Below are 18,650 nucleotides of genomic sequence, written 5' to 3' on the forward strand. Positions count from 1 at the left end.
TGCGGTTGCTCCAGTGCTTCATGACGTTGAAGAGGTTTATGTGTCGTCACACGAATTACCACGCCGCCAGTCCACTCCGGACATGCTGACGTATCGCCTGACCTTTCTGATGTCCGGGCTGTGCATGGGCTCCTGGGCGCCGTTGGTGCCTTATGCCCGGGCGCGGGCCGGGGTCGATGATGGTGCATTGGGGTTGCTGCTGCTGTGCCTGGGGCTAGGTTCGCTGGTGATGATGCCCCTGGCCGGGCTGATGAATGCGCGCAAGGGCTGCCGCTTTACCATGTTTGTCGGCTTGGCGATGGTCTCGCTGACGCTGCCGTTACTGGCGACGGTGCACGCCTTCTACGGGTTGATGCTGGCATTGACGGTGTTTGGTGCCGGTTGTGGTCTGGTCGATGTGACGATGAATGTGCAGGGGGTGATGGTCGAGCGCAGCACCGGGCGCTCGCTGATGTCGGGGTTTCACGGCTTGTTCAGCCTCGGCACCATTGTCAGCGCTGCGGGTATCACGCTGTTACTGTGGCTCGGTGCGACGCCGCTACTGGCTATTACCGCGCTGATTGTCGCTTTCGCGTTGTTCGTATTCACCGCCGGCCGCAAGATGCTTGGCCTCGGTGATCAGGAACGCGGCCCGGCGTTTGTGCGGCCCTCGGCCAAGGTGCTGGGGATCGGCCTGTTGTGCCTGCTGGCCTTTCTTGCCGAGGGCTCGATCCTCGACTGGAGTGCGGTGTTCTTGGCAGATAATCGCGGCGTCGATCATTCCATTGCCGGGCTGGGTTATGCCGCCTTTGCGGTGATGATGGCGGTCGGCCGGCTCAACGGTGATCGTATTGTGGCGCGCATGGGCAGCCGCAAGGTGTTGGTGCTCAGCGGCTTGATTGCGATGGCCGGGTTTGCCCTGGTGATCTTTGTCGATAACTGGCTGGTCGGCCTGCTTGGCTTTACCGTGATCGGCATTGGCGTGGCCAATATCGCCCCGGTGTACCTGTCCCTGGCAGGTGCCCAGCGCAGCATGCCGGGTGAGTTGGCCATCAGCATGGCGACGAGTATTGGCTACCTGGGCATCCTGCTGGGCCCGGCGTTGATCGGCTTTGCCGCCAAGGCCACCTCGCTGAGTACGGCGCTGTGCATGACGGCCCTGTCAATGCTGGTGATTATCGCCACGGCGTCGCGGTTGTTCGCGGCTGCGGGTCAAGCGAATCGTTGACGTATTGGTTTCTATCAGCTCGAGCCTTGTATGCTACGGGGCTTGAAAAAGGATTGAGTAAAAAGCGCTATGGCGAATGTTTCAATGAAAGATGTTGCGCGTGCGGCGGGGGTCTCCCAGCCTGCGGTTTCCTATGCGTACAGCCGTCCATCCAAGCTGTCCGAGGCGCAGCGCAAGCACATCCTTGAGACCGCCGAAAAGCTTGGCTACCCGGGCCCGAACATCATGGGGCGCAGTCTGCGTTCGGGCAAAGTGGGGGCCATCGGCCTGATGATGATGGACAAGCTATCGGTGGCTTTCGCTGATCCGTCGGCGATTGCCGTGCTGCGCGGGGTCAGTGAGATCGGCGAGCTGGAAAATATCGCCCTGACTCTGTTTCCACTCAATACCCGACGACTCAATGCCGGCAAGGATTCAGCAACTGAAACCAGCCTGGCCCTGCGCGGCCTGGTGGATGGCTTGATCATCTCGACATTGCCTGATGATCACCCGGCCATCCTCGCTATCACCAAGCAGAACCTGCCGTTCGTGGTCATCGACTCACCGCTGATCGAGGGCGCTTATTTTGTCGGCATCGATGATCGCGGCGCGGCGAAGGCCCAGATGCAACACATCCTCGACCTCGGTCACCGCAAGATCGGCATCATCATTGATCGTCTCAACCCCGATGGGCAACGCGGTGCGGTCAGTCAGCAACGCTTTGCCAGCTCCAGCGAACGTATCGTGCGCGAGCGCCTGACGGGCTACGTGGAAGCTGCGGGCGAGGCCGGTCTGGCCTTTGATGATCTGTGCGTCGTCGAGGCGGGCGGTCTGGACTCCACCTCCGGACAGGCCGCCGCCTTCACCCTGCTGACCTCCAATGAGGTGACGGCAGTGGTGGCCTGTTCTGATGTCATGGCCATTGCCTGCATCAAAACCGCCGCGGTGCTGCAACGCAGTGTGCCGGGATCGTTATCGGTGATCGGTTTCGATGATATTCCGGAAGCGGTTCAGGTCGGCCTGACCACCATCGCCCAGCCCATGGTGGAAAAAGCCGTGGTCGCCGCACAGCTGCTCACCGAACAACTCAATGCCGCGCCGGGCACGCCACTGGAACCGGTGCAGAAAATCTTCCCGACCAAACTGGTGGTGCGCCAGTCCACGGCCGAACTGTCGAAGTAGCCGGGATTTTGTGAGAGCCGACTCCTTTGAGGCAACTCACCACTTAGTGAATCACAGCAGCGCTGTGGGAGCGAATACTGTGGGAGCGAATTCATTCGCGAAAGCGCCATTTCAGACGATACAAATTCGTCGGATGAACTGGTCTCTTCGCGAATGAATTCGCTCCCGCCGGGTCTCCTCCATCCTGTTGCAGTTCACATCGGGTTGTGTTTGATCAGCCCCCGCGTTCACCGGCCGCTCCCGACACCTTGAACGCCGCCGCCACGCGCATGGCATTGGCGGCAATGGTCAGGGCCGGGTTGACTGCCGCCGAGGACGGGAAGAACGAGCTGTCGACGATCCAGGCATTGTCCAGATCGTGCATCTTGCAGTGGGTATCCAGCACACTCGTCAGCGGATCATTGCCCATCACCGCCGTGCCGCACTGGTGGGAGTTGGTGGCGATCCCCATGCGTTCGCTGAGCACCAGGGGGTAGCCGGCCTTGCGCATGACCCGGCTGGTCTTTTTCACCAGTTCTTCGTGGGCCTTGAGGTTATTGGCTGTCCAGTAGACCTTGACCGCGCCCTGGCTTGCCTCGTACGTCACCCGGTTGTGCCGGGTCGGCAGGTCTTCGGAAGTCAGGTACAGGTCGACGCTATGGTCGGTGATGTAGCGCGAAGCGAACTTGGGCAGCCACGGCCGCATCGGCGTGATCATCGGTTCGCGAATCTTGCCGAGCATCTGTACGTTGCCCAATGGAAACGGAGTGCTCGCGCCGGCCTTGTACCAGTCATTCAGCGCCAGGGTTTTCTGGAACATCACCTCGTTGCGCCGCCGCGGGTCCACCGCCAGCATGAAGGTGCTGTTGTGCACCATGTAGTTGCGGCCCACCTGGCCCGAGCTGTTGCCGAGGCCGTCCGGATGTTGCTCGTTGGCTGACTTGAACAGCAGCACCGCCGTGTTGACCGCACCGCAGGCGAGAACAAAGCGCGGCGCCCGCAGGGTCACCGGCTGGCCGTTGCGGATGCCGTTGGCCGCTGTGATGCTGCGGCCGTCGGCGCTGGTGCTGAGCGTGTTGATCAGGGTATTGGTCAGCAGACGAACATTGCCGCTACGCAGGGCAGGGCGCAGGGCCGAGACCTCGGCATCGCATTTCGCTTCGACCAGACATGGGTAGCCGTCGCAGGTCGAGCACAGCACACAGTCGCCACCGTCGCCATAATCCACGGCGGCCGGCATCACGAAGGGCTTGAGGCCGCTCTTGCGCATGCTCTTTTCCAGCGGGTGCAGCGCCGGGTCATGCAGCAGGGCAGGGTGTGGATAGGGTGTCGAGCGCCACGGCTCGCAGGGGTCGCTGCCGGCCTGGCCGTGGACCCGATAGAGTTTTTCCGCCTTGGCGTACCAGGGTTCCATCTGCGCATAGCTGATCGGCCATGCCGGGGAAACGCCTTCGTAGTGCTGAATTTCGGCAAAATCCTCTTCGCGAAAGCGCGGCAGCATGGCCCCGTAGAATTTGGTATTGCCGCCGACGTAGTAAAACACGCCGGGGGAAAACGGTTGATTGGCTTCGTCCAGCCAGGGTTCGGCGTTGCGGTAACGGCCTTCGCCGAATACCGACTGGGCGCTCCAGTTCTGAATCTCACGGGGCAGGAAGTCGCCCCGTTCGACGATGACAACGTTCAGGCCGCTGTCGCTCAGCTCGTGGGCGAAGGTAGAGCCACCCATGCCCGAACCGATGATCACTACATCACAGTCAATATGGCCTTCAGCATCAGGCTGCACCACGCCGAAGGCGCGCTGGGCGCGCGCCTTCGGTTGTGGATCGAGCTCTGTGTGAGGCGCAATAGGTGCATCGCTCATTGAGCCGCTCCACTTGTTATAGGTGTTGCTCGGAATTGCGGATTTGCCAGTACTCGTCCTGACGCTCGTCGGTGATGTATTCCGGAATCGGGAAGTCCCACCAGCCCGGCACCCAAGGGCCTGCGGCATCGCGGTCGGTCGGGATTTCGATCAGCACCGGCACGTTCAGGTCCAGGGCTTCCTGCAGCGTAGGCTCCAGATCCTCCGGACGCTCGACGCGATAGGATTTCAGGCCGAAGGCTTCGCCCACTGCCTTGAAGTCCGGGCTGTATGGCGTGCCGTCCGGGTGGTTGAATTCGGTGCCGATATGGCGGCTGGTCTGCTTGCGCTGACCGCCACGGATGGACATGTACCCGGCGTTGTTCTGGATCATGAACACTACGGGAATGTTATTGGTCACGCAGATGGCGATCTCTTGCGAGGTCATCAGGAAGTCACCGTCACCGAGGATGCACACCACCGGTTGGTTCGGTGCCGCCAGCTTGGCGCCGATGGCTGCCGGAACGGCCCAGCCCATGGACGAGAAGCCGCCCGAGGTCAGGTGCGTGCGCGGGGTGTAGACCGGGAAGGTCTGCTTTACCGCGCCCTGGGTGTTGCCCGAGCCGACGACCACGATGGTGTCGCGCGGGAAGATCTTGCGCAGGGCGCCCAGTGGACGTTGCGAAGTGAAGGGGAAACGGTCCGAATCACGACGGCTGGCCAGCTTGGCCTCCCACTCGTCCTGATATCCCTTGAGATCCTGCATGTATTCAGTGCGATCGACCGTCTGACCCTTGAGGGCTTCGACGATATGGCCCACGGCATGTTTGGCATCGGCGCAGATGCCCACGGTCACCGGGTAGTTCTTGCCGATTTCGTGCGGGTCGATATCGATATGGATCAGCTTCGACGGCGGGATCGCAAAGGTCACGCCCTTGGCGTAGCTCGACGACGACCAGTCGGTGAAGCGGCAGCCCACGGCGACGATCACGTCAGCCTTGGAGGCCACGGTATTGCCGCACAGGGTGCCGGTCTGGCCGACGCTGCCAGCGAACAGCGGGTGATCTTCCGGGAAGCCGCTCTTGCCGTTCCAGGTGGTGACTACCGGGATTTTCCAGGCTTCGGCCAGGGCAAGGATTTCGGCGCTGGCTTCGCCGGTAATCACGCCGCCACCGATGACGATGACCGGGCGCTGGCAATCCTTGAGTTCCTTGACCGCTGCGGCGATGGCTGCAGGGTCCGGGAACATCTTGCCGATGGGCGTACGCTCTTCAAGGGCGTGCAGGGTGACTTCGGCGCTTTCGGCCTGGACGTCCATCGGGATTTCGATGTGCACAGGACCGGGGCGGCCGGTCACCATGGAGCTCCAGGCGCGGTGCATCATGAATGGGAGTTCATCAACGCGGGTCGAGACCCAATGGCGCTTGGTCACCGCCTCGGCGATTTTCGGGAAGTCGTTGTCGGTGTAGCGCTCCAGTTCCTGCAGCAAACCGTGGCCGCGCATGTGCGTGGGTGGCCCGCCGGTGATCAGCATCAGGCTGGTGGAGTCGGTGAAGGCGGTGGCCAGGCCGATGACCGTGTTGCTGGCGCCAGCGCCGATGGAGGTGACAGCCGCCATTGGCTTACCCGCGACCCGGTAGTAACCATCCGCCAGGTGAACGGCGCTTTGTTCATGGAACACCTGGATGAACTTGATCTTCGACTCTTCTTCGAGAAAGGCGTCGGTGAGCGTCCAGATCCCGTGGCCGGGGATGCCGGCGACGTACTCGACACCATAGTTTTTCAACGTTTGTGCAACGATCTGGCTGCCAGTCAGCTTGGCCATGTCGTGGGCTCCTTACGTGGATGAAGCAGGTGGATGAAAAGGTGTTTGTGCGGGCTTAAATCGCTGTTTTCTGCCCGCGACCACGGGTCGCCCAGTTGAGCCCCTGCTTGGTCAGACGGCGGATGTTGGGGTCGGCCAGGTTGCTGGTGTCGTGGCCGATTGAGTGATAGAAAACCCGCCCTTCGCCCCAGTTGCGTACCCAGGCCACCGGGCTGCGATTACCGGCCAGCCAGGGGAATGGATTGCCGTCGAAGGTGGTTTCGGCCAGCACATGAATATTGGGATCGACCTGCATGTAGTACTGCTCGGAGCGGACTTCGAAGTCCTCCACGCCCTGGGTCACTTCATGCTCGCGATCGATGAAATTGACCTGGTAGGGGTGAGGGAAACCTTCGCCCATGGGGTGCTCCAGGAAGGAGCCACCCAGCACCCAGTGGTACTTCAGGCTGGCGCGAAACGCTGCGCCCGCGCCATGCCAGCCGACCAGGCCGGTGCCGCTCTCGATGGCTTCCAGCAGACGGTTTTCCTGGGCTGCGGTGAGGGTTTCGGTGGTTACCGCGTTGTTCCAGCCAATGACGATCAGGTCATAGCCGGTCAGGTCGCGGTCCAGGGTGAAGATGTCGGTGGACTCTTCAACATCGAAATCCAGCTCCGCGAACACGGTCCGGGCCCAGGCTGCGATTTCGTAGGGGAAGTGGCCGGGCCAGCCCCCGTATAAATACAAAACTCGACTCACGGTAGGTCACCTGTTTTCTTGGTTTGATAAATTCGCTTATACGTATAACTCTCGTATTTAAGCTATCACCGAAAACCGTCACGTCAATCCCCTTTGTCGTTTTTGACGTTGGTAATCGAGATATTGCTAGGTTTATTCACGGTTTAAAGTCAGTGGGTCTGTATGAAAACGACATGTAGGCGGATTCGCTGAGCAGGCTTAAAATTATTTGGGTTATACGGATAATCGACTCGTTGGCGACACACGCGAAAGCCGCTGCTTCACCAATGCGTCGCTGCTGCGTCATATCGCGTCAGCAATAGAAGGGCTGCGAAATTGCCCGGTGCAGGGGGACAGGAAAAGATGGCACTCATGCTGAATGCATACCGCGTGCATCAAGATCTACCTGGAGCCATCTGATGATTCGATACCTCAAGCAAAGCAAACCTGTCGAAGCCCAAGCTGAAATCGCGACCACTGTCCGCGATACGGTGGAAGGGATTATTGCCAACGTTGCCAAAAACGGTGATGCGGCGGTCCGGGAGTATTCAGAGAAGTTCGACAAATGGGCGCCGGCGACCTTTCGCCTCAGCGATGAAGAGATTGCGGCCTGCGTCGCCAGCCTTTCCGAGCAGGAAATCGGTGATATCAAATTTGCCCAGGCTCAGGTGCGACGCTTTGCCGAGGCGCAGAAAGCCTCTATGCATGATGTTGAAATCGAAACCCTGCCAGGCATCATTCTCGGCCACCGCAATATCCCGGTGAACTCCGTGGCCTGCTATATCCCGGGCGGCAAATACCCACTGTTGGCCTCCGCGCACATGAGCGTGCTGACGGCCAAGGTGGCGGGGGTCAAGCGCGTGGTTGCCATGGCGCCACCGTTTGATGGCAAACCGCATCCAGCCATCGTTACCGCCATGCATCTGGGTGGCGCTGACGAGATCTATTGCGTCGGTGGCGTACAGGCGATTGCCGGTTTCGCCCTGGGTACGGATGAGTTCTCCCCGGTGGACATGATCGTCGGCCCCGGCAACGCCTATGTTGCCGAAGCCAAGCGGCAGCTGTTCGGCAAAATCGGCATCGACTTGATCGCCGGCCCGACCGAGACCCTGGTCATTGCCGATGACTCGTCCGACGTGGAAATCATCGTCGCCGACCTGCTGGGCCAGGCCGAGCACGGGGTCAACTCCCCGGCGGTGTTCCTCACCAACAGCGCCGCATTGGCCGAAGGCTTGCCTGCGGAGATCGAGCGTCAGCTGGCGATCCTGTCCACTGCTCCGGTGGCCTCGGTGGCCTGGCGCGACTATGGCGAGATCATTCTCTGCGACACCGTCGACGAACTGGTACAGGAGGCCGATCGCATCGCCTCCGAGCACGTCCAGGTCATGACCCGCGATCCGCTGTACTTCCTCGAGCACATGACCAACTACGGCGCGCTGTTCCTCGGTGAGCGCACCAATGTGTCCTACGGCGACAAGGTCATCGGTACCAACCACACCCTGCCTACCACCGGCACGGCGCGCTATACCGGCGGCCTGTGGGTCGGTAAGTTCATCAAGACCTGTACCTATCAACGCGTCCTTACCGACGAAGCCTCGGTGCTGATCGGCGAGTACTGCTCGCGCCTTTGCGCCATGGAAGGCTTTGCCGGGCACAAGGAACAGGCGGATATCCGCATTCGTCGTTATAAGCAGTGATTATGCGCAACGGTTGAAATCAAGGGCCAGCCAGAGTGCTGGCCCTTGTCGTTTTATCTGAGCTCAATCGTCGCTTATGAAGGAGTGGCTTCAGCCGCGAGCACTGCGCAATCGTCACCTAGCGAGGCAGCATGCGTCGCAGCGTGTTATCGCGTACATAGTAATGATGGAACAGGCCGGCAGCGGCGTGCAGTGCGATCAGCCAGTAGCCAAGACTTCCCAGCCATTCATGCCATTCCTTGATCTGCTTGGCCAATGCCGGGTCAAGAGCGATGGGCGCAGGCATGAAGAATTCGAAATAAGGCATCGGCTTGCCCCCGGAAGCCAGCATCAGCCACGCCAGAATGGGCGTTGCAATCATCAATACATAGAGCGATGCATGCATCAGGTGCGAGAGCCCGACCTGCCAGCCCGGCGGGGCAGGGGTTATTGCCGGGGCCTTGTACATCAATCTGCCCAGCAGGCGAATCCAGACCAGGGCAAATATCGAAAGGCCAAACACGCCATGCAGGCCGAGCAATAACGAACGCATGGTGCTGCCACGGGGTGCAAACCCTTTGAGTTCGATGCAGGCATAGACCGCAATAAACAGCGCGAGCATCAGCCAATGCAGGTAAATCGAGAGTTTGGCGTAGCGGTGTGTGGGTGAGGTCATGCGTATGCTCGCTGTGTGGGAGAGGGGCTGCCATAAGGCCACAGGACTCTGCCGCAACTGGCTTAAGGAAGTCTGAAGATACCTGGCGACGTCGATTTTCTTCACCTTCAGATTCGGTTAAGAATCGACGCCGATAGTCCTCCCATTCGCCACTGGGGAGGAGCCTCACCCATGCAGGGTCTGGACTGGAATATCTGTTTACCCTTGAGTTTCGGCAATGCCGGAGCGCCCGCTCTTTCGCTCAATCGTGCCCTGGTTCAAGAGCCGTTGCGCGATGAGTTCGAAGCGTTTATCCAACATCGCTTTCGTAAAGCCCATAACGCCGAGATTCGGCAGTTCATGCCGGAACTGTTCGGTCTGAGTGACGGCGCAGGCACGCTCTGCGCGGTTGCAGGGGTGCGTCTGGCGGCATCAGGCGCGTTGTTTCTGGAAAACTACCTGGATGAACCGATCGAGCGTGTCATTGAGGCTGCTGCATGCAGACCGGTAGATCGCCCGGGCATTGTCGAAGTGGGCAATCTGGCGGCGAGTAATCTTGGCAGCGCTCGCCTGAGTATCATCACTGTGACCTGGCTGCTCGCCATGGGCGGCCTGGAGTGGGTAGCGTTTACAGGCAATGCCAGCCTGGTCAACAGTTTCAACCGCTTGGGCCTGCGTCCGGTCACGCTGTGCGCGGCAGACTCGATGCGTCTGGGCGAGGACCGTCACGCCTGGGGAAGCTATTACGACAGCCAGCCCAGCGTGCATGTCGGCGATATCCGCGCGGGTTTCCTGCATTTGAGCAACAGTGGCCTGTTCGAGCGCTTCGGTTTGCCCCTGACACTGGAGCAGACCTGCCATGTCGCCTGAACTGTCCGATTTTCGCCAACGCATTGCCGATCTGGCCATTGAGCAGCCCCATGCCTGGGCGCTCTGGGGAGATGATCTCAAGCTGAACTATGCGGAACTTGACGCTGAAATTCGTCTGCGCCAGCAAATTCTCGACAATCTTGATGCCCGCGTCGTTGCCCTGGCGCTTGACAATGGCCCGGACATTCTAATCTGGGACCTGGCGATTCTGTTCTCAGGTCTGACGTGTCTCGCGCTGCCGCCGTTTTTCAGTTCAGCCCAGCGGCTGTATTGCCTTGATCAGAGTCAGGCGGACCTGGTTATCGCCGCGCCGCAATACGCCGTGGAGCTGCAGCAGGCCGGCTTCCATTTGAGTGAAGGATTCTGGGGGCGCCGCGTTCTGCAGTCCTCTGCGCTCCCGGCGGGTACAGCAAAACTGACGTTCACCTCGGGGACCACCGGCACGCCGAAGGGGGTGTGCCTGAGTGCCGAAAGCGTTTTAGCCGTGGCGCGAGCGCTGTACCACGCCAGCGAATCACAACAGCCGCAACATCATCTTTCGTTGCTGCCTATGGCTATTTTGCTGGAGAACGTCGGTTGTTATGCGGCGCTGTATGCCGGTGCCCTGGTGAGCCTGCCCACTCAACGGACCCTGGGGATTCAGGGCGCCAGCGGCGTGGACATGCCACGGTTGCTGGCCACGCTGACGGCACGACAGCCGCACAGCATGATTCTGGTGCCGCAGTTACTGCTGTTGTTGGTCAGTGCCTGCGAGCTCGGCGCGTTCGATCCTGCTCAATTGCGATTCGTCGCGGTGGGCGGCGCCAAAGTCTCCCATGACCTGCTTCGGCGTGCCGAAGCCGCAGCCATTGCGGTCTATGAGGGCTACGGTCTTTCGGAGTGTGCATCGGTCGTGGCGCTGAACCGGCCCGGTGCCAACCGTCCCGGCAGCGTCGGCAAGCCATTGCCCCATGTAGAGATTCGCCTGGCCGAGGATGGCGAAGTACTGATTGCAGGCTCCGGGATGCTTGGTTATCTGGGCGATGGAAGCGTCGTACCTGAATGGTGGCCGAGTGGCGATCTCGGGGAGTTCGATGGCGACGGTTACCTGTATCTCTACGGGCGCAAAAAGCACCAGTTCGTCACCAGCTACGGTCGCAACGTTAACCCCGAATGGGTCGAAGCCGAGTTGACCCAACGCGGACAGATTGCCCAGGCGTTCGTCTACGGCGAAGCCAGACCCCATAACCACGCGCTGCTCTGGCCGCTGCGCCCGGAAATTACGGACCTGCAGGTCGCCGACGCCGTCAATCAGGCCAATCAGTTCCTGCCCGATTATGCCCGTGTCCATACCTGGACCCGGCTTGAACAACCGTTCAGCACCCATAACGGCATGGCGACGGCGAACGGTCGACCCCGTCGCGAAGCCATTCTGGCCCACTACCAACATCACTTTATTGAGCCCACGCAAGCCGAGGATCTTCAGTCATGAGTTTTTTCCAGACATTGCAAGACGCTACCCGTGCCGAACGCGAGACCTTGTTCAACCTGCCTGTCATTCGTGAGGCGCTTTCGGGTCAGGTCACGCTGCAGAGCTATCGGGCATTTCTGACTCAGGCCTATTACCACGTTCGCCATACCGTCCCGCTGATGATGGCGTGCGGTGCCAGACTGCCTGCCCGCCTTGAATGGCTGCGTGGCGCTGTCTGCGAATACATCGAAGACGAGTATGGGCATGAGCAATGGATTCTCAATGACCTGCGCGCCTGTGACGCCGACGCCGATGCCGTGCGCGACGGCTCACCGAGCCTGCCCATCGAGTTGATGGTCGCCTACCTCTATGACTTGATTGCCAGGGGCAACCCGGTGGGCCTGTTCGGCATGGTCAATGTGCTGGAAGGCACCAGCATCGCACTGGCGACCCATGCCGCCAGCAGCATCCAGCAGCGCCTTGGCCTTCCACCGCAGGCTTTCAGCTACCTGAGCTCCCATGGCAGCCTGGATATCGGCCACATGGAAACCTACCGCAAGCTGATGGACCGTCTGGATGATCCTGATGACCAGGCCGCCGTGATCAAGGCATCAAAAGTGGTGTACGGGCTCTACAGCGACATGTTCCGCCAGCTGCCTGTGGCAAACGCCGAGCCCGAGGAGGAGTCCGCTCATGCGTCTCTCTGAAGCGCGGGTGGTCTTGACCGGGGCCAGCGGCGGCATCGGCCTGGCCATTGCCGAAGCCTTGTGCAGCCACGGCGCGCAGGTGCTTGCGGTGTCTCGGCATCAGGAACCGCTACTGGCGTTGAAGGCGCAATACCCCCATTTGTTGCGTTGGGCCCAGGCAGACCTGACAACCGCAGAAGGTCGCCAACATGTATTGATGCAGGCTCAGGCGATGGGCAACGTCAACCTGCTGATCAATGCGGCGGGCGTTAACCACTTCGCCATGCTCGAGCACCTGCCCGGCCGTGAGATCGATGCAATGCTCGGCATCAACCTGAGTGCGCCGATACAGCTCACCAGCATCATGCTCCCGGTATTGCGCCAGGCCAACGCTGCCATGGTGGTCAATGTCGGTTCAACCTTTGGCTCGATTGGTTACGCCGGGTACGCCACCTACTGCGCCAGCAAATTTGCCTTGCGCGGGTTTTCCGAAGCCCTGCGTCGCGAACTGGCGGACACGCGCATTGGCGTGCTCTACGTCGCGCCGCGCGCCACTCGCACCGCGATGAACAGCCCCGCAGCCCGCGCGTTGAATACGGCACTCAAGAGCAACGAAGATGATCCGAAAACAGTCGCTGCGGCGGTTGTCAGCGCGATTGTCGGCAATCAGCGCGAACTTTATCTGGGGTGGCCTGAGCGGTTTTTCGTCCGCCTCAATGGCCTCTTGCCCACGGTCGTTGATCGCGGACTGCGCAAACATTTACCCCTGATACGCCGCCTGAGCAGTACTCCCGACGAAGAGAAAATCAAACCATGAAAAGAATACTTTCAGCGCTGCTTGCGCTTCTCGCCTTGCCGGTGTGGGCGCTTGATGCCCCCGATCAGCAACGTCTGGCCTCCATTCAGCAGGAGTGGGCGCACATCCAGTACCAATTGCCGGAAGAACAGCGCGTCAGTGCTTTCGAAAAGCTGGCGTCACAGTCCTCGGCTTTTACTCAGCAGCGTCCAAATGCCGCTGAAGCCTGGATCTGGTCAGGCATCGTTACCAGCAGTTGGGCCGGGGCTCAAGGCGGGCTCGGTGCGTTGAGCAAGGTAAAGCAGGCCAAGACTGATCTGGAAAAGGCGTTGAGCCTGGATCCCGATGCCTTGCAAGGCTCCGCCTACGCCAGTCTGGCCGCGCTCTATGACCGCGTCCCTGGCTGGCCGATAGGTTTTGGTGATGCTGATAAAGCCCAGACGTTGTTGGAACAGGCGCTCAAGATTAATCCGGACGGCATCGACCCGCTGTATTTCTGGGGTGACCACTTGTTCCGACAAGGGCGCTATGCTCAAGCCAGACAAGCGCTGGAAAAGGCTTTGCAGGCGCAACCACGACCTGGCCGGGAGCTGGCCGACGCTGGACGCCGCAAGGACATCCAGTTACTGCTGGTCGACGTTGACAAGAAACTGAAATGACGGAGCGTTCATGCGTTTGCTGCTGATCGAAGACGATGTCGCACTGGGTGAGGGTATTCACCAGGCGTTGATTCGTGAGGGGTATACCGTCGACTGGGTGAAAGACGGCGCCGGCGCCCTGCATGCGTTATTAAGTGAGGCGTTTGATGTGGCGATTCTCGACCTCGGTCTGCCGAAAATGGATGGGCTGACGGTCCTGCGGCGCCTGCGCGAGAGCGGCTCCGCGTTGCCTGTTCTGATCCTCACCGCGCGTGACGGCACCGAGGATCGTATTGCCGGCCTGGATGCGGGCGCGGATGACTACCTGATCAAACCCTTCGACCTCGCCGAACTCAAGGCCCGGCTGCGCGCCTTGCTGCGACGCAGTGCCGGCCGCGCACGGGTGATGATCGAACATGCAGGCATCCGTCTGGATCCTACGACCCAACAGGTGACGTACCACAATGATCCGGTTGCCCTGACCCCCAAGGAATATCAACTGCTGTACGAGTTGCTGTCGCCGCCGGGGCGCGTGATGACGCGTGAGCGCCTGATCCAGTTGTTGTATGGCTGGAATGAAGAAGCCGAGAGCAACACGCTGGAGGTGCATATTCATCACTTGCGCAAAAAGTTCTCCAGCGAGCTGATTCGTACCATCCGTGGCGTCGGGTATCTGGTGGAGGAGCGTCCTTGACCTCGATCCGTCGACGCACCCTGACTGTAATCATCGGACTGGTACTCATCGGCCTGTTGATACTGACGTTGGTCAACGTTCATGACAGCAATCACGAAATCGCAGAAGTCTACGATGCCCAACTCGCCACCAACGCCAGGTTGCTGCAAGGCGTAATGCGCATGCCAGTGGCTCGCCAGGAACATGCGCAGCTGTATCAAGCCTTCAACCAGGCATTGGGGCAGGCAGAGCCCAGGGTCGATGGACACCCTTATGAGAGCAAGATCGCGTTTCAGGTCTGGGACATGCAGAACAATCTGCTGGTGCATACCCCCAGCGCCCCGACCCTGACCCACGCGCCTCTGTACTCCGGATTCAGCGACATCGATGACCTGAAAAAACACCAATGGCGCACGTTCGTGCTCAAGGACGAGCAACACAATCTGCTGATATGGGTTGGCGAACGCGACGACGTTCGCTCGGACCTGGTCAACCGGATCGTCCGTCATACCGTGCTTCCCAATCTTGTCGGCAGCCTGTTGTTGATGGCGGCCATCTGGCTGGCTATTGGTTGGGGACTCAAGCCGCTGGCTGATCTGGCGGCAACCTTGCGAGGGCGTCATCCGGGTTCTCTGGAGCCGCTGCAGATGGCCCCGTTGCCCAGCGAACTTGAACCGATGCAGGCGGCCTTGAACCGACTGCTGGGGCAGATTCAGGAGATCTTGAGCCGTGAACGCCGCTTCATCGCCGATGCCGCCCATGAAATGCGCACGCCGCTCGCCGTGCTTCGGGTGCACGCCCAGAACGTGCTGGAAGCGCGCAACGAGGAGCAGCGGCGCGAGTCTTTGAATTATCTGATCATCGGCGTTGACCGCACCACCCGGTTGGTCAATCAGCTGCTGACCATCGCACGGCTGGAGCCCGGTGCCGGAGCCTTGAAGACAACCAGCGCCGATCTTGTCAGTGCCGTGCGCGAGAGTCTGGTGCAAATGACCCCTTGGGTTTTAAGCCGGGGGATGGAGTTGTCATTTGACTGTGACGAACAGTCCCGCATGGTTGAGACCGACTTTTCCGCCATCGACATTGCGTTGCAAAACCTGGTGACCAATGCGGTGAATTTTTCACCTGTGGGTGGGCAGATCAGCGTTGCGTTGACGTTCACGGACAACAGCTTTCACCTCAACGTCGCTGATCAGGGGCCGGGAATCGATGAGGCCGAGCGTGAACGGCTCTTTGAGCGTTTCTACAGCGCCGGGAATGATCAGGGGGTAGGGCTGGGCCTGACGATCGTGCAAACGGTAGCGACACGCCTGGGCGGGGAGATCAGGCTGGAAAACGCGACGTCGGGAGGGCTGATCGCTTCGTTGATAGTGCCTGTGTGAGCACTGACGCGAAGTGTGGATGCCCCGGCCACATGTTTAGTAACCCCGGATCTGTGGGCGCGTGGCTTGCCCGCGAATGAGCCAATACATCCGATGCATCTTTAGCGCCTGGCAATCTGTCTTCGCGGGCAAGCCTCGCCCCCACATCTCATCGCCGCCAAGAAAAAACGCCCGGAAGACCTGGGCGTTTATAGGCAGCTGCCTTCGTTCTAGTTCACACCGGCAGCACCACAAAACTCTCCGGCTTGCAGCGCATCGCCACCTGGGTGCCGGGTGTCAGGGTATGGCTGCCCGGTGTCGGCAGTTGCTGGCACTTCAGGTCAATGGTGTCGCCCGCCACGGCCACACGGTAGATCACGCGGTTGCCGATGAACGAGGTGTCTTTGACCTTGCCGAGGAATTCGCCTTCACCGAGGTAGCCTTGTGCGGGAGCCAGGGTCAGGGTTTCCGGACGGATCGAGACGTTGACGGGGCCTGCGCCCACTTCGCTTTTTGCGGCATGGCTGTAGCGGCCAAAGGGCAGTTCGACGCTGCCCTGGCCGTAGGTGCCGTTGACGATATTGGTGTCGCCGAAGAACTTCGCCGCGAACAGGGTGCGCGGCGACCAGTACATTTCTTCCGGGCCGCCGATCTGCTCGATGCCGCCCTTGTTCAGCAATACCACGCGGTCAGAGAGAATCATCGCTTCGTCCTGGTCGTGGGTGACGTAGACGAAGGTGGTCGAGGTCTCTTCGTGGATGCGTTTGATCTCGTTGAGCATGTGATGACGGATCTTCAGGTCCAGGGCCGCCAGGGGTTCGTCGAGCAGCAGTACCGCCGGGCGATTGACCAGGGCCCGGGCCAGGGCGACGCGTTGCGCCTGGCCGCCGCTGAGTTCGGAGATCCAGCGGCTTTTGTAGCTCTCCAGCTGCACCAGTTCCAGCACGCGGGTCACTTCACGCTTGATCACGTCCTTGGCGGTCTTCTTCAGGCGCAGGCCGAAAGCAACGTTGTCGAACACGTCAAGATGCGGGAACAGCGCGTATTTCTGGAACACCATATTGACCGGACGATGCTCCGGCGCAAGGCGCGTCGCGTCCTTGCCATCGATGACCACGCGGCCGGTAGTGGGCTCTTCGAAGCCGGCGATGATGCGCATCAGCGTGGTCTTGCCGCAGCCGCTGGGGCCGAGCAGGGTGAGAATCTCATTACGCTTGATGGTCAGGTCGAGTTTGCCCAGCGCCGTGAGGCCGCCGTAGCTCTTGGAAATGCCGCTCAGTTCAATGCTGTTGGTCATGGCTGTTACTCCGCAGGTTCAGCGCGTTCAAGTTCGAGACGACGGCGGCGCAGGGTCATGACCAGGCCGGCGATGGCGATAATGGCGATGGTCACGGTCAGCATGAACACCGAGGCAGCGTTGATGGTCGGGCTCACGGCGCGGCGCATCATGGAAAGGATCATCAGTGGCAGGGTGGTGTCGCTGCCAGTGACGAAGACCGTGATCAGGAACTCATCCAGAGACAGGGCAATGGCCAGAATCGCAGCACCGGCGATGGTCGGGCCAATGATCGGCAGGGTCACCAGCCAGAAGGCCTGCAAGGGCGAAGCACCGAGGTCCCGGGCGGCTTCCTCGAAGGACAGGTCGAAGTACTCCAGACGCGAGCGCACCGATTCGACGAAGAACGGAAAGGTGAACAGGGTGTGACCGATAATGACGGTCAGCAGCGAACGCGACACGCCGATCAAAGAAAAGAAAATCACCAGGGCGATACCGAGAAACAGCCCCGGCAAGGCAATGGGCGCGAAGTTGAGAAAGGCGAATACCGACTTGGCGCGGCCCTTCATGCGCATCAACGCCAGGGCCGAGCAGGTCCCCAGCAGGGTGGTGATGACCGACGAAGCAATAGCCACGATTGCGCTGTTCTTCAGCGCGGTCATGAAGTCGATGCTGCCGAACAGCTCGTCGAACCACTGGCTGGAGAAGCCTTCGAAGGGGAACGACAGCGACGCCGAAGCGTGAAAGCTGAACAGGGTGATGATCGCAATCGGGGCGTACAGGAACAGCATGTAGACGTAGGTGAATAATCTGATCATGGCGAGCTACCTCAGGTGTTGATGTGGCGATGTTCAGTCGTGATAGCGCTTGCCTGGGGCCAGGCGCGCGATACGCAAGGTGCCAAGGAGCAACGCATAAACCAGCATGAACACCACGAGCAGGATGTAGGCCATGGCCGCACCCAAAGGCCAGTTGCCCACCGAGCGGAACTGGTTGGCGATCACCAGGCCGGTGGTCATGGCATCGCGTCCGCCCAGCAATTGCGGGGTGACGTAGTCACTGGCTGCCAGGACGAAGGTGAACATGAACGAGCTGACGATGCTCTTGTGGGACATGGGCACGATCACCCGCCACAGGGTCGCCGCACCGCTGGCGCCGAGATCGGCCGCCGCTTCAAGGTAATCGCGCTTCACGTCACGCAGGCCGGACACCAACAGCAGCAGGGTAAAGGGCAGCATGATGTGCACCAGGGTCAGCACCACGGCGAACTTGCTGAACACCAGCCATTCCATGGGTTGATCGATCAGGCCGAAGTGCATCAGCGTGGAGTTGATCACGCCATTGGTGCCGAGGATCGAGCGCCAGGCGTAGACCCGCACCAGGTAGCTGGAAAACCACGAGATCAGGGCCAGGTACAACACCGCGTTGGAGCGGGTGTGGTAGACGATGTAGTAAGCCACCGGCGCACTGATGACCGTGGACAGTACGGCGGTGAAGAAGCCGTTCTGCATGGCGATCCACAGCGAGCTGTAAAAGCCGCTGGCGCTGAGTGCACGAGAGTAGCTGATCAGCGTTGCCGCAGGCTCCATGCTGAAGGTCTGGGCCTTCCAGAAGCTGGCGACCAGCAGCAGGATCGACGGGATCAGAAAGAACACCAATAGAAAGACAAAAGGCGGCGACGCGAGCAGGTAGCCGGTGAGGGTTTTCTTGTCCATGGCTGCTCGCTGGCGGGGCTCCTGAGTCGGGGTATCCAGTGCGACGGAATCGCTGTTGTTGATTACGTTCATGATGATCTTGCCTATACGTGTTCTTTCAAGATGAGGACCCCGGATGAGCCGCGCA

17 protein-coding genes are annotated in these 18,650 nt (G+C 60.3%); 10 read left to right on the top strand and 7 right to left on the bottom strand.

The features are described from left to right. The first annotated feature begins 82 nt into the window (after positions 1–82). Together M2401_RS26305 and M2401_RS26310 are read left to right on the top strand one after the other, a co-directional pair. Complete coding sequence (locus tag M2401_RS26305) at positions 83–1,207, top strand: MFS transporter (protein ID WP_259108039.1); 1,125 nt, start codon at positions 83–85, stop codon at positions 1,205–1,207. 84 nt (positions 1,208–1,291) lie between these two features. Continuing rightward, complete coding sequence (locus M2401_RS26310) at positions 1,292–2,368, top strand: LacI family DNA-binding transcriptional regulator (protein WP_259107830.1); 1,077 nt, start codon at positions 1,292–1,294, stop codon at positions 2,366–2,368. Positions 2,369–2,582: 214 nt separating this feature from the next. On the opposite strand, the gene M2401_RS26315 is transcribed toward M2401_RS26310, so the two are convergent. The 3 genes from M2401_RS26315 to M2401_RS26325 are packed head-to-tail and all read right to left on the bottom strand — an operon-like array spanning position 2,583 to position 6,748. Next, on the bottom strand, positions 2,583–4,208 hold the full coding sequence (locus M2401_RS26315) for a GMC oxidoreductase (RefSeq protein WP_259107833.1): 1,626 nt from the start codon (positions 4,206–4,208) through the stop codon (positions 2,583–2,585). A gap of 16 nt (positions 4,209–4,224) precedes the next feature. Further along, positions 4,225–6,012 (bottom strand): thiamine pyrophosphate-binding protein, encoded by a 1,788-nt coding sequence (locus M2401_RS26320; RefSeq protein WP_259107837.1) that lies wholly within the window; start codon positions 6,010–6,012, stop codon positions 4,225–4,227. A 55-nt stretch (positions 6,013–6,067) separates the two neighbouring features. Further along, the gene (locus tag M2401_RS26325; RefSeq protein WP_259107840.1) at positions 6,068–6,748 is read right to left on the bottom strand and encodes a ThuA domain-containing protein; all 681 of its coding nucleotides are present in this window, start codon (positions 6,746–6,748) and stop codon (positions 6,068–6,070) included. 398 nt (positions 6,749–7,146) lie between these two features. Here M2401_RS26325 and hisD point away from each other — a divergent pair, with 398 nt between their 5' ends. Next, complete coding sequence (hisD, locus tag M2401_RS26330; RefSeq protein WP_259107842.1) at positions 7,147–8,424, top strand: histidinol dehydrogenase; 1,278 nt, start codon at positions 7,147–7,149, stop codon at positions 8,422–8,424. A 118-nt stretch (positions 8,425–8,542) separates the two neighbouring features. On the opposite strand, the gene M2401_RS26335 is transcribed toward hisD, so the two are convergent. Then, positions 8,543–9,079, bottom strand: coding sequence for a cytochrome b (locus M2401_RS26335; protein WP_259107845.1), 537 nt, complete (start codon positions 9,077–9,079; stop codon positions 8,543–8,545). A gap of 171 nt (positions 9,080–9,250) precedes the next feature. Between M2401_RS26335 and M2401_RS26340 the strand changes: the two genes are divergently transcribed. From M2401_RS26340 to M2401_RS26370, 7 genes are read left to right on the top strand one after another with little or no spacing between them, the layout of a single operon-like run. Beyond that, positions 9,251–9,928, top strand: a complete 678-nt coding sequence (locus tag M2401_RS26340; protein ID WP_259107847.1) for a thermostable hemolysin — start codon at positions 9,251–9,253, stop codon at positions 9,926–9,928. Beyond that, positions 9,918–11,399, top strand: coding sequence for an AMP-binding protein (locus tag M2401_RS26345; RefSeq protein WP_259107850.1), 1,482 nt, complete (start codon positions 9,918–9,920; stop codon positions 11,397–11,399). Before M2401_RS26340 ends, M2401_RS26345 begins: the two co-directional genes overlap by 11 nt. Further along, positions 11,396–12,085, top strand: a complete 690-nt coding sequence (locus M2401_RS26350) for a TenA family transcriptional regulator (protein WP_259107852.1) — start codon at positions 11,396–11,398, stop codon at positions 12,083–12,085. The genes M2401_RS26345 and M2401_RS26350 overlap by 4 nt, the downstream gene beginning before the upstream one ends. Continuing rightward, on the top strand, positions 12,072–12,881 hold the full coding sequence (locus tag M2401_RS26355) for an SDR family oxidoreductase (protein WP_259107855.1): 810 nt from the start codon (positions 12,072–12,074) through the stop codon (positions 12,879–12,881). Before M2401_RS26350 ends, M2401_RS26355 begins: the two co-directional genes overlap by 14 nt. Further along, entirely contained in the window at positions 12,878–13,519 is a 642-nt protein-coding gene (locus tag M2401_RS26360; RefSeq protein ID WP_259107856.1) for a tetratricopeptide repeat protein, read from the top strand. Before M2401_RS26355 ends, M2401_RS26360 begins: the two co-directional genes overlap by 4 nt. A 10-nt stretch (positions 13,520–13,529) precedes the next feature. Next, positions 13,530–14,192: a response regulator gene (locus M2401_RS26365; RefSeq protein WP_259107858.1), complete on the top strand. Its 663-nt coding sequence runs from the start codon at positions 13,530–13,532 to the stop codon at positions 14,190–14,192. Next, positions 14,189–15,553 (top strand): ATP-binding protein, encoded by a 1,365-nt coding sequence (locus M2401_RS26370; RefSeq protein WP_259107860.1) that lies wholly within the window; start codon positions 14,189–14,191, stop codon positions 15,551–15,553. Before M2401_RS26365 ends, M2401_RS26370 begins: the two co-directional genes overlap by 4 nt. A 214-nt stretch (positions 15,554–15,767) precedes the next feature. On the opposite strand, the gene M2401_RS26375 is transcribed toward M2401_RS26370, so the two are convergent. The 3 genes from M2401_RS26375 to M2401_RS26385 are packed head-to-tail and all read right to left on the bottom strand — an operon-like array spanning position 15,768 to position 18,595. Then, positions 15,768–16,829 (bottom strand): ABC transporter ATP-binding protein, encoded by a 1,062-nt coding sequence (locus M2401_RS26375; protein ID WP_259107873.1) that lies wholly within the window; start codon positions 16,827–16,829, stop codon positions 15,768–15,770. Positions 16,830–16,834: 5 nt separating this feature from the next. Then, positions 16,835–17,626 carry an ABC transporter permease gene (locus M2401_RS26380; RefSeq protein ID WP_259107876.1) on the bottom strand — a complete coding sequence of 264 codons (792 nt, stop codon included), beginning with the start codon at positions 17,624–17,626 and terminating at the stop codon, positions 16,835–16,837. 33 nt (positions 17,627–17,659) lie between these two features. Beyond that, positions 17,660–18,595, bottom strand: coding sequence for an ABC transporter permease (locus tag M2401_RS26385; protein ID WP_259107879.1), 936 nt, complete (start codon positions 18,593–18,595; stop codon positions 17,660–17,662). Between the last annotated feature and the right edge of the window lie 55 nt (positions 18,596–18,650).

Source organism: Pseudomonas sp. JUb42 (assembly GCF_024807945.1).
Taxonomy (GTDB): Bacteria; Pseudomonadota; Gammaproteobacteria; order Pseudomonadales; family Pseudomonadaceae; genus Aquipseudomonas.

Excerpts from the sequence above, each read along its gene's own strand:
- M2401_RS26355 (WP_259107855.1), top strand. The coding sequence starts at position 12,072 with ATGCGTCTCTCTGAAGCGCGGGTGGTCTTGACCGGGGCCAGCGGCGGC.
- M2401_RS26335 (WP_259107845.1), bottom strand. The coding sequence starts at position 9,079 with ATGACCTCACCCACACACCGCTACGCCAAACTCTCGATTTACCTGCAT.
- M2401_RS26345 (WP_259107850.1), top strand. The coding sequence starts at position 9,918 with ATGTCGCCTGAACTGTCCGATTTTCGCCAACGCATTGCCGATCTGGCC.
- M2401_RS26350 (WP_259107852.1), top strand. The coding sequence starts at position 11,396 with ATGAGTTTTTTCCAGACATTGCAAGACGCTACCCGTGCCGAACGCGAG.
- M2401_RS26315 (WP_259107833.1), bottom strand. The coding sequence starts at position 4,208 with ATGAGCGATGCACCTATTGCGCCTCACACAGAGCTCGATCCACAACCG.
- hisD (WP_259107842.1), top strand. The coding sequence starts at position 7,147 with ATGATTCGATACCTCAAGCAAAGCAAACCTGTCGAAGCCCAAGCTGAA.
- M2401_RS26305 (WP_259108039.1), top strand. The coding sequence starts at position 83 with ATGCTGACGTATCGCCTGACCTTTCTGATGTCCGGGCTGTGCATGGGC.
- M2401_RS26380 (WP_259107876.1), bottom strand. The coding sequence starts at position 17,626 with ATGATCAGATTATTCACCTACGTCTACATGCTGTTCCTGTACGCCCCG.
- M2401_RS26340 (WP_259107847.1), top strand. The coding sequence starts at position 9,251 with ATGCAGGGTCTGGACTGGAATATCTGTTTACCCTTGAGTTTCGGCAAT.
- M2401_RS26320 (WP_259107837.1), bottom strand. The coding sequence starts at position 6,012 with ATGGCCAAGCTGACTGGCAGCCAGATCGTTGCACAAACGTTGAAAAAC.
- M2401_RS26375 (WP_259107873.1), bottom strand. The coding sequence starts at position 16,829 with ATGACCAACAGCATTGAACTGAGCGGCATTTCCAAGAGCTACGGCGGC.
- M2401_RS26310 (WP_259107830.1), top strand. The coding sequence starts at position 1,292 with ATGAAAGATGTTGCGCGTGCGGCGGGGGTCTCCCAGCCTGCGGTTTCC.
- M2401_RS26360 (WP_259107856.1), top strand. The coding sequence starts at position 12,878 with ATGAAAAGAATACTTTCAGCGCTGCTTGCGCTTCTCGCCTTGCCGGTG.
- M2401_RS26365 (WP_259107858.1), top strand. The coding sequence starts at position 13,530 with ATGCGTTTGCTGCTGATCGAAGACGATGTCGCACTGGGTGAGGGTATT.
- M2401_RS26385 (WP_259107879.1), bottom strand. The coding sequence starts at position 18,595 with ATGAACGTAATCAACAACAGCGATTCCGTCGCACTGGATACCCCGACT.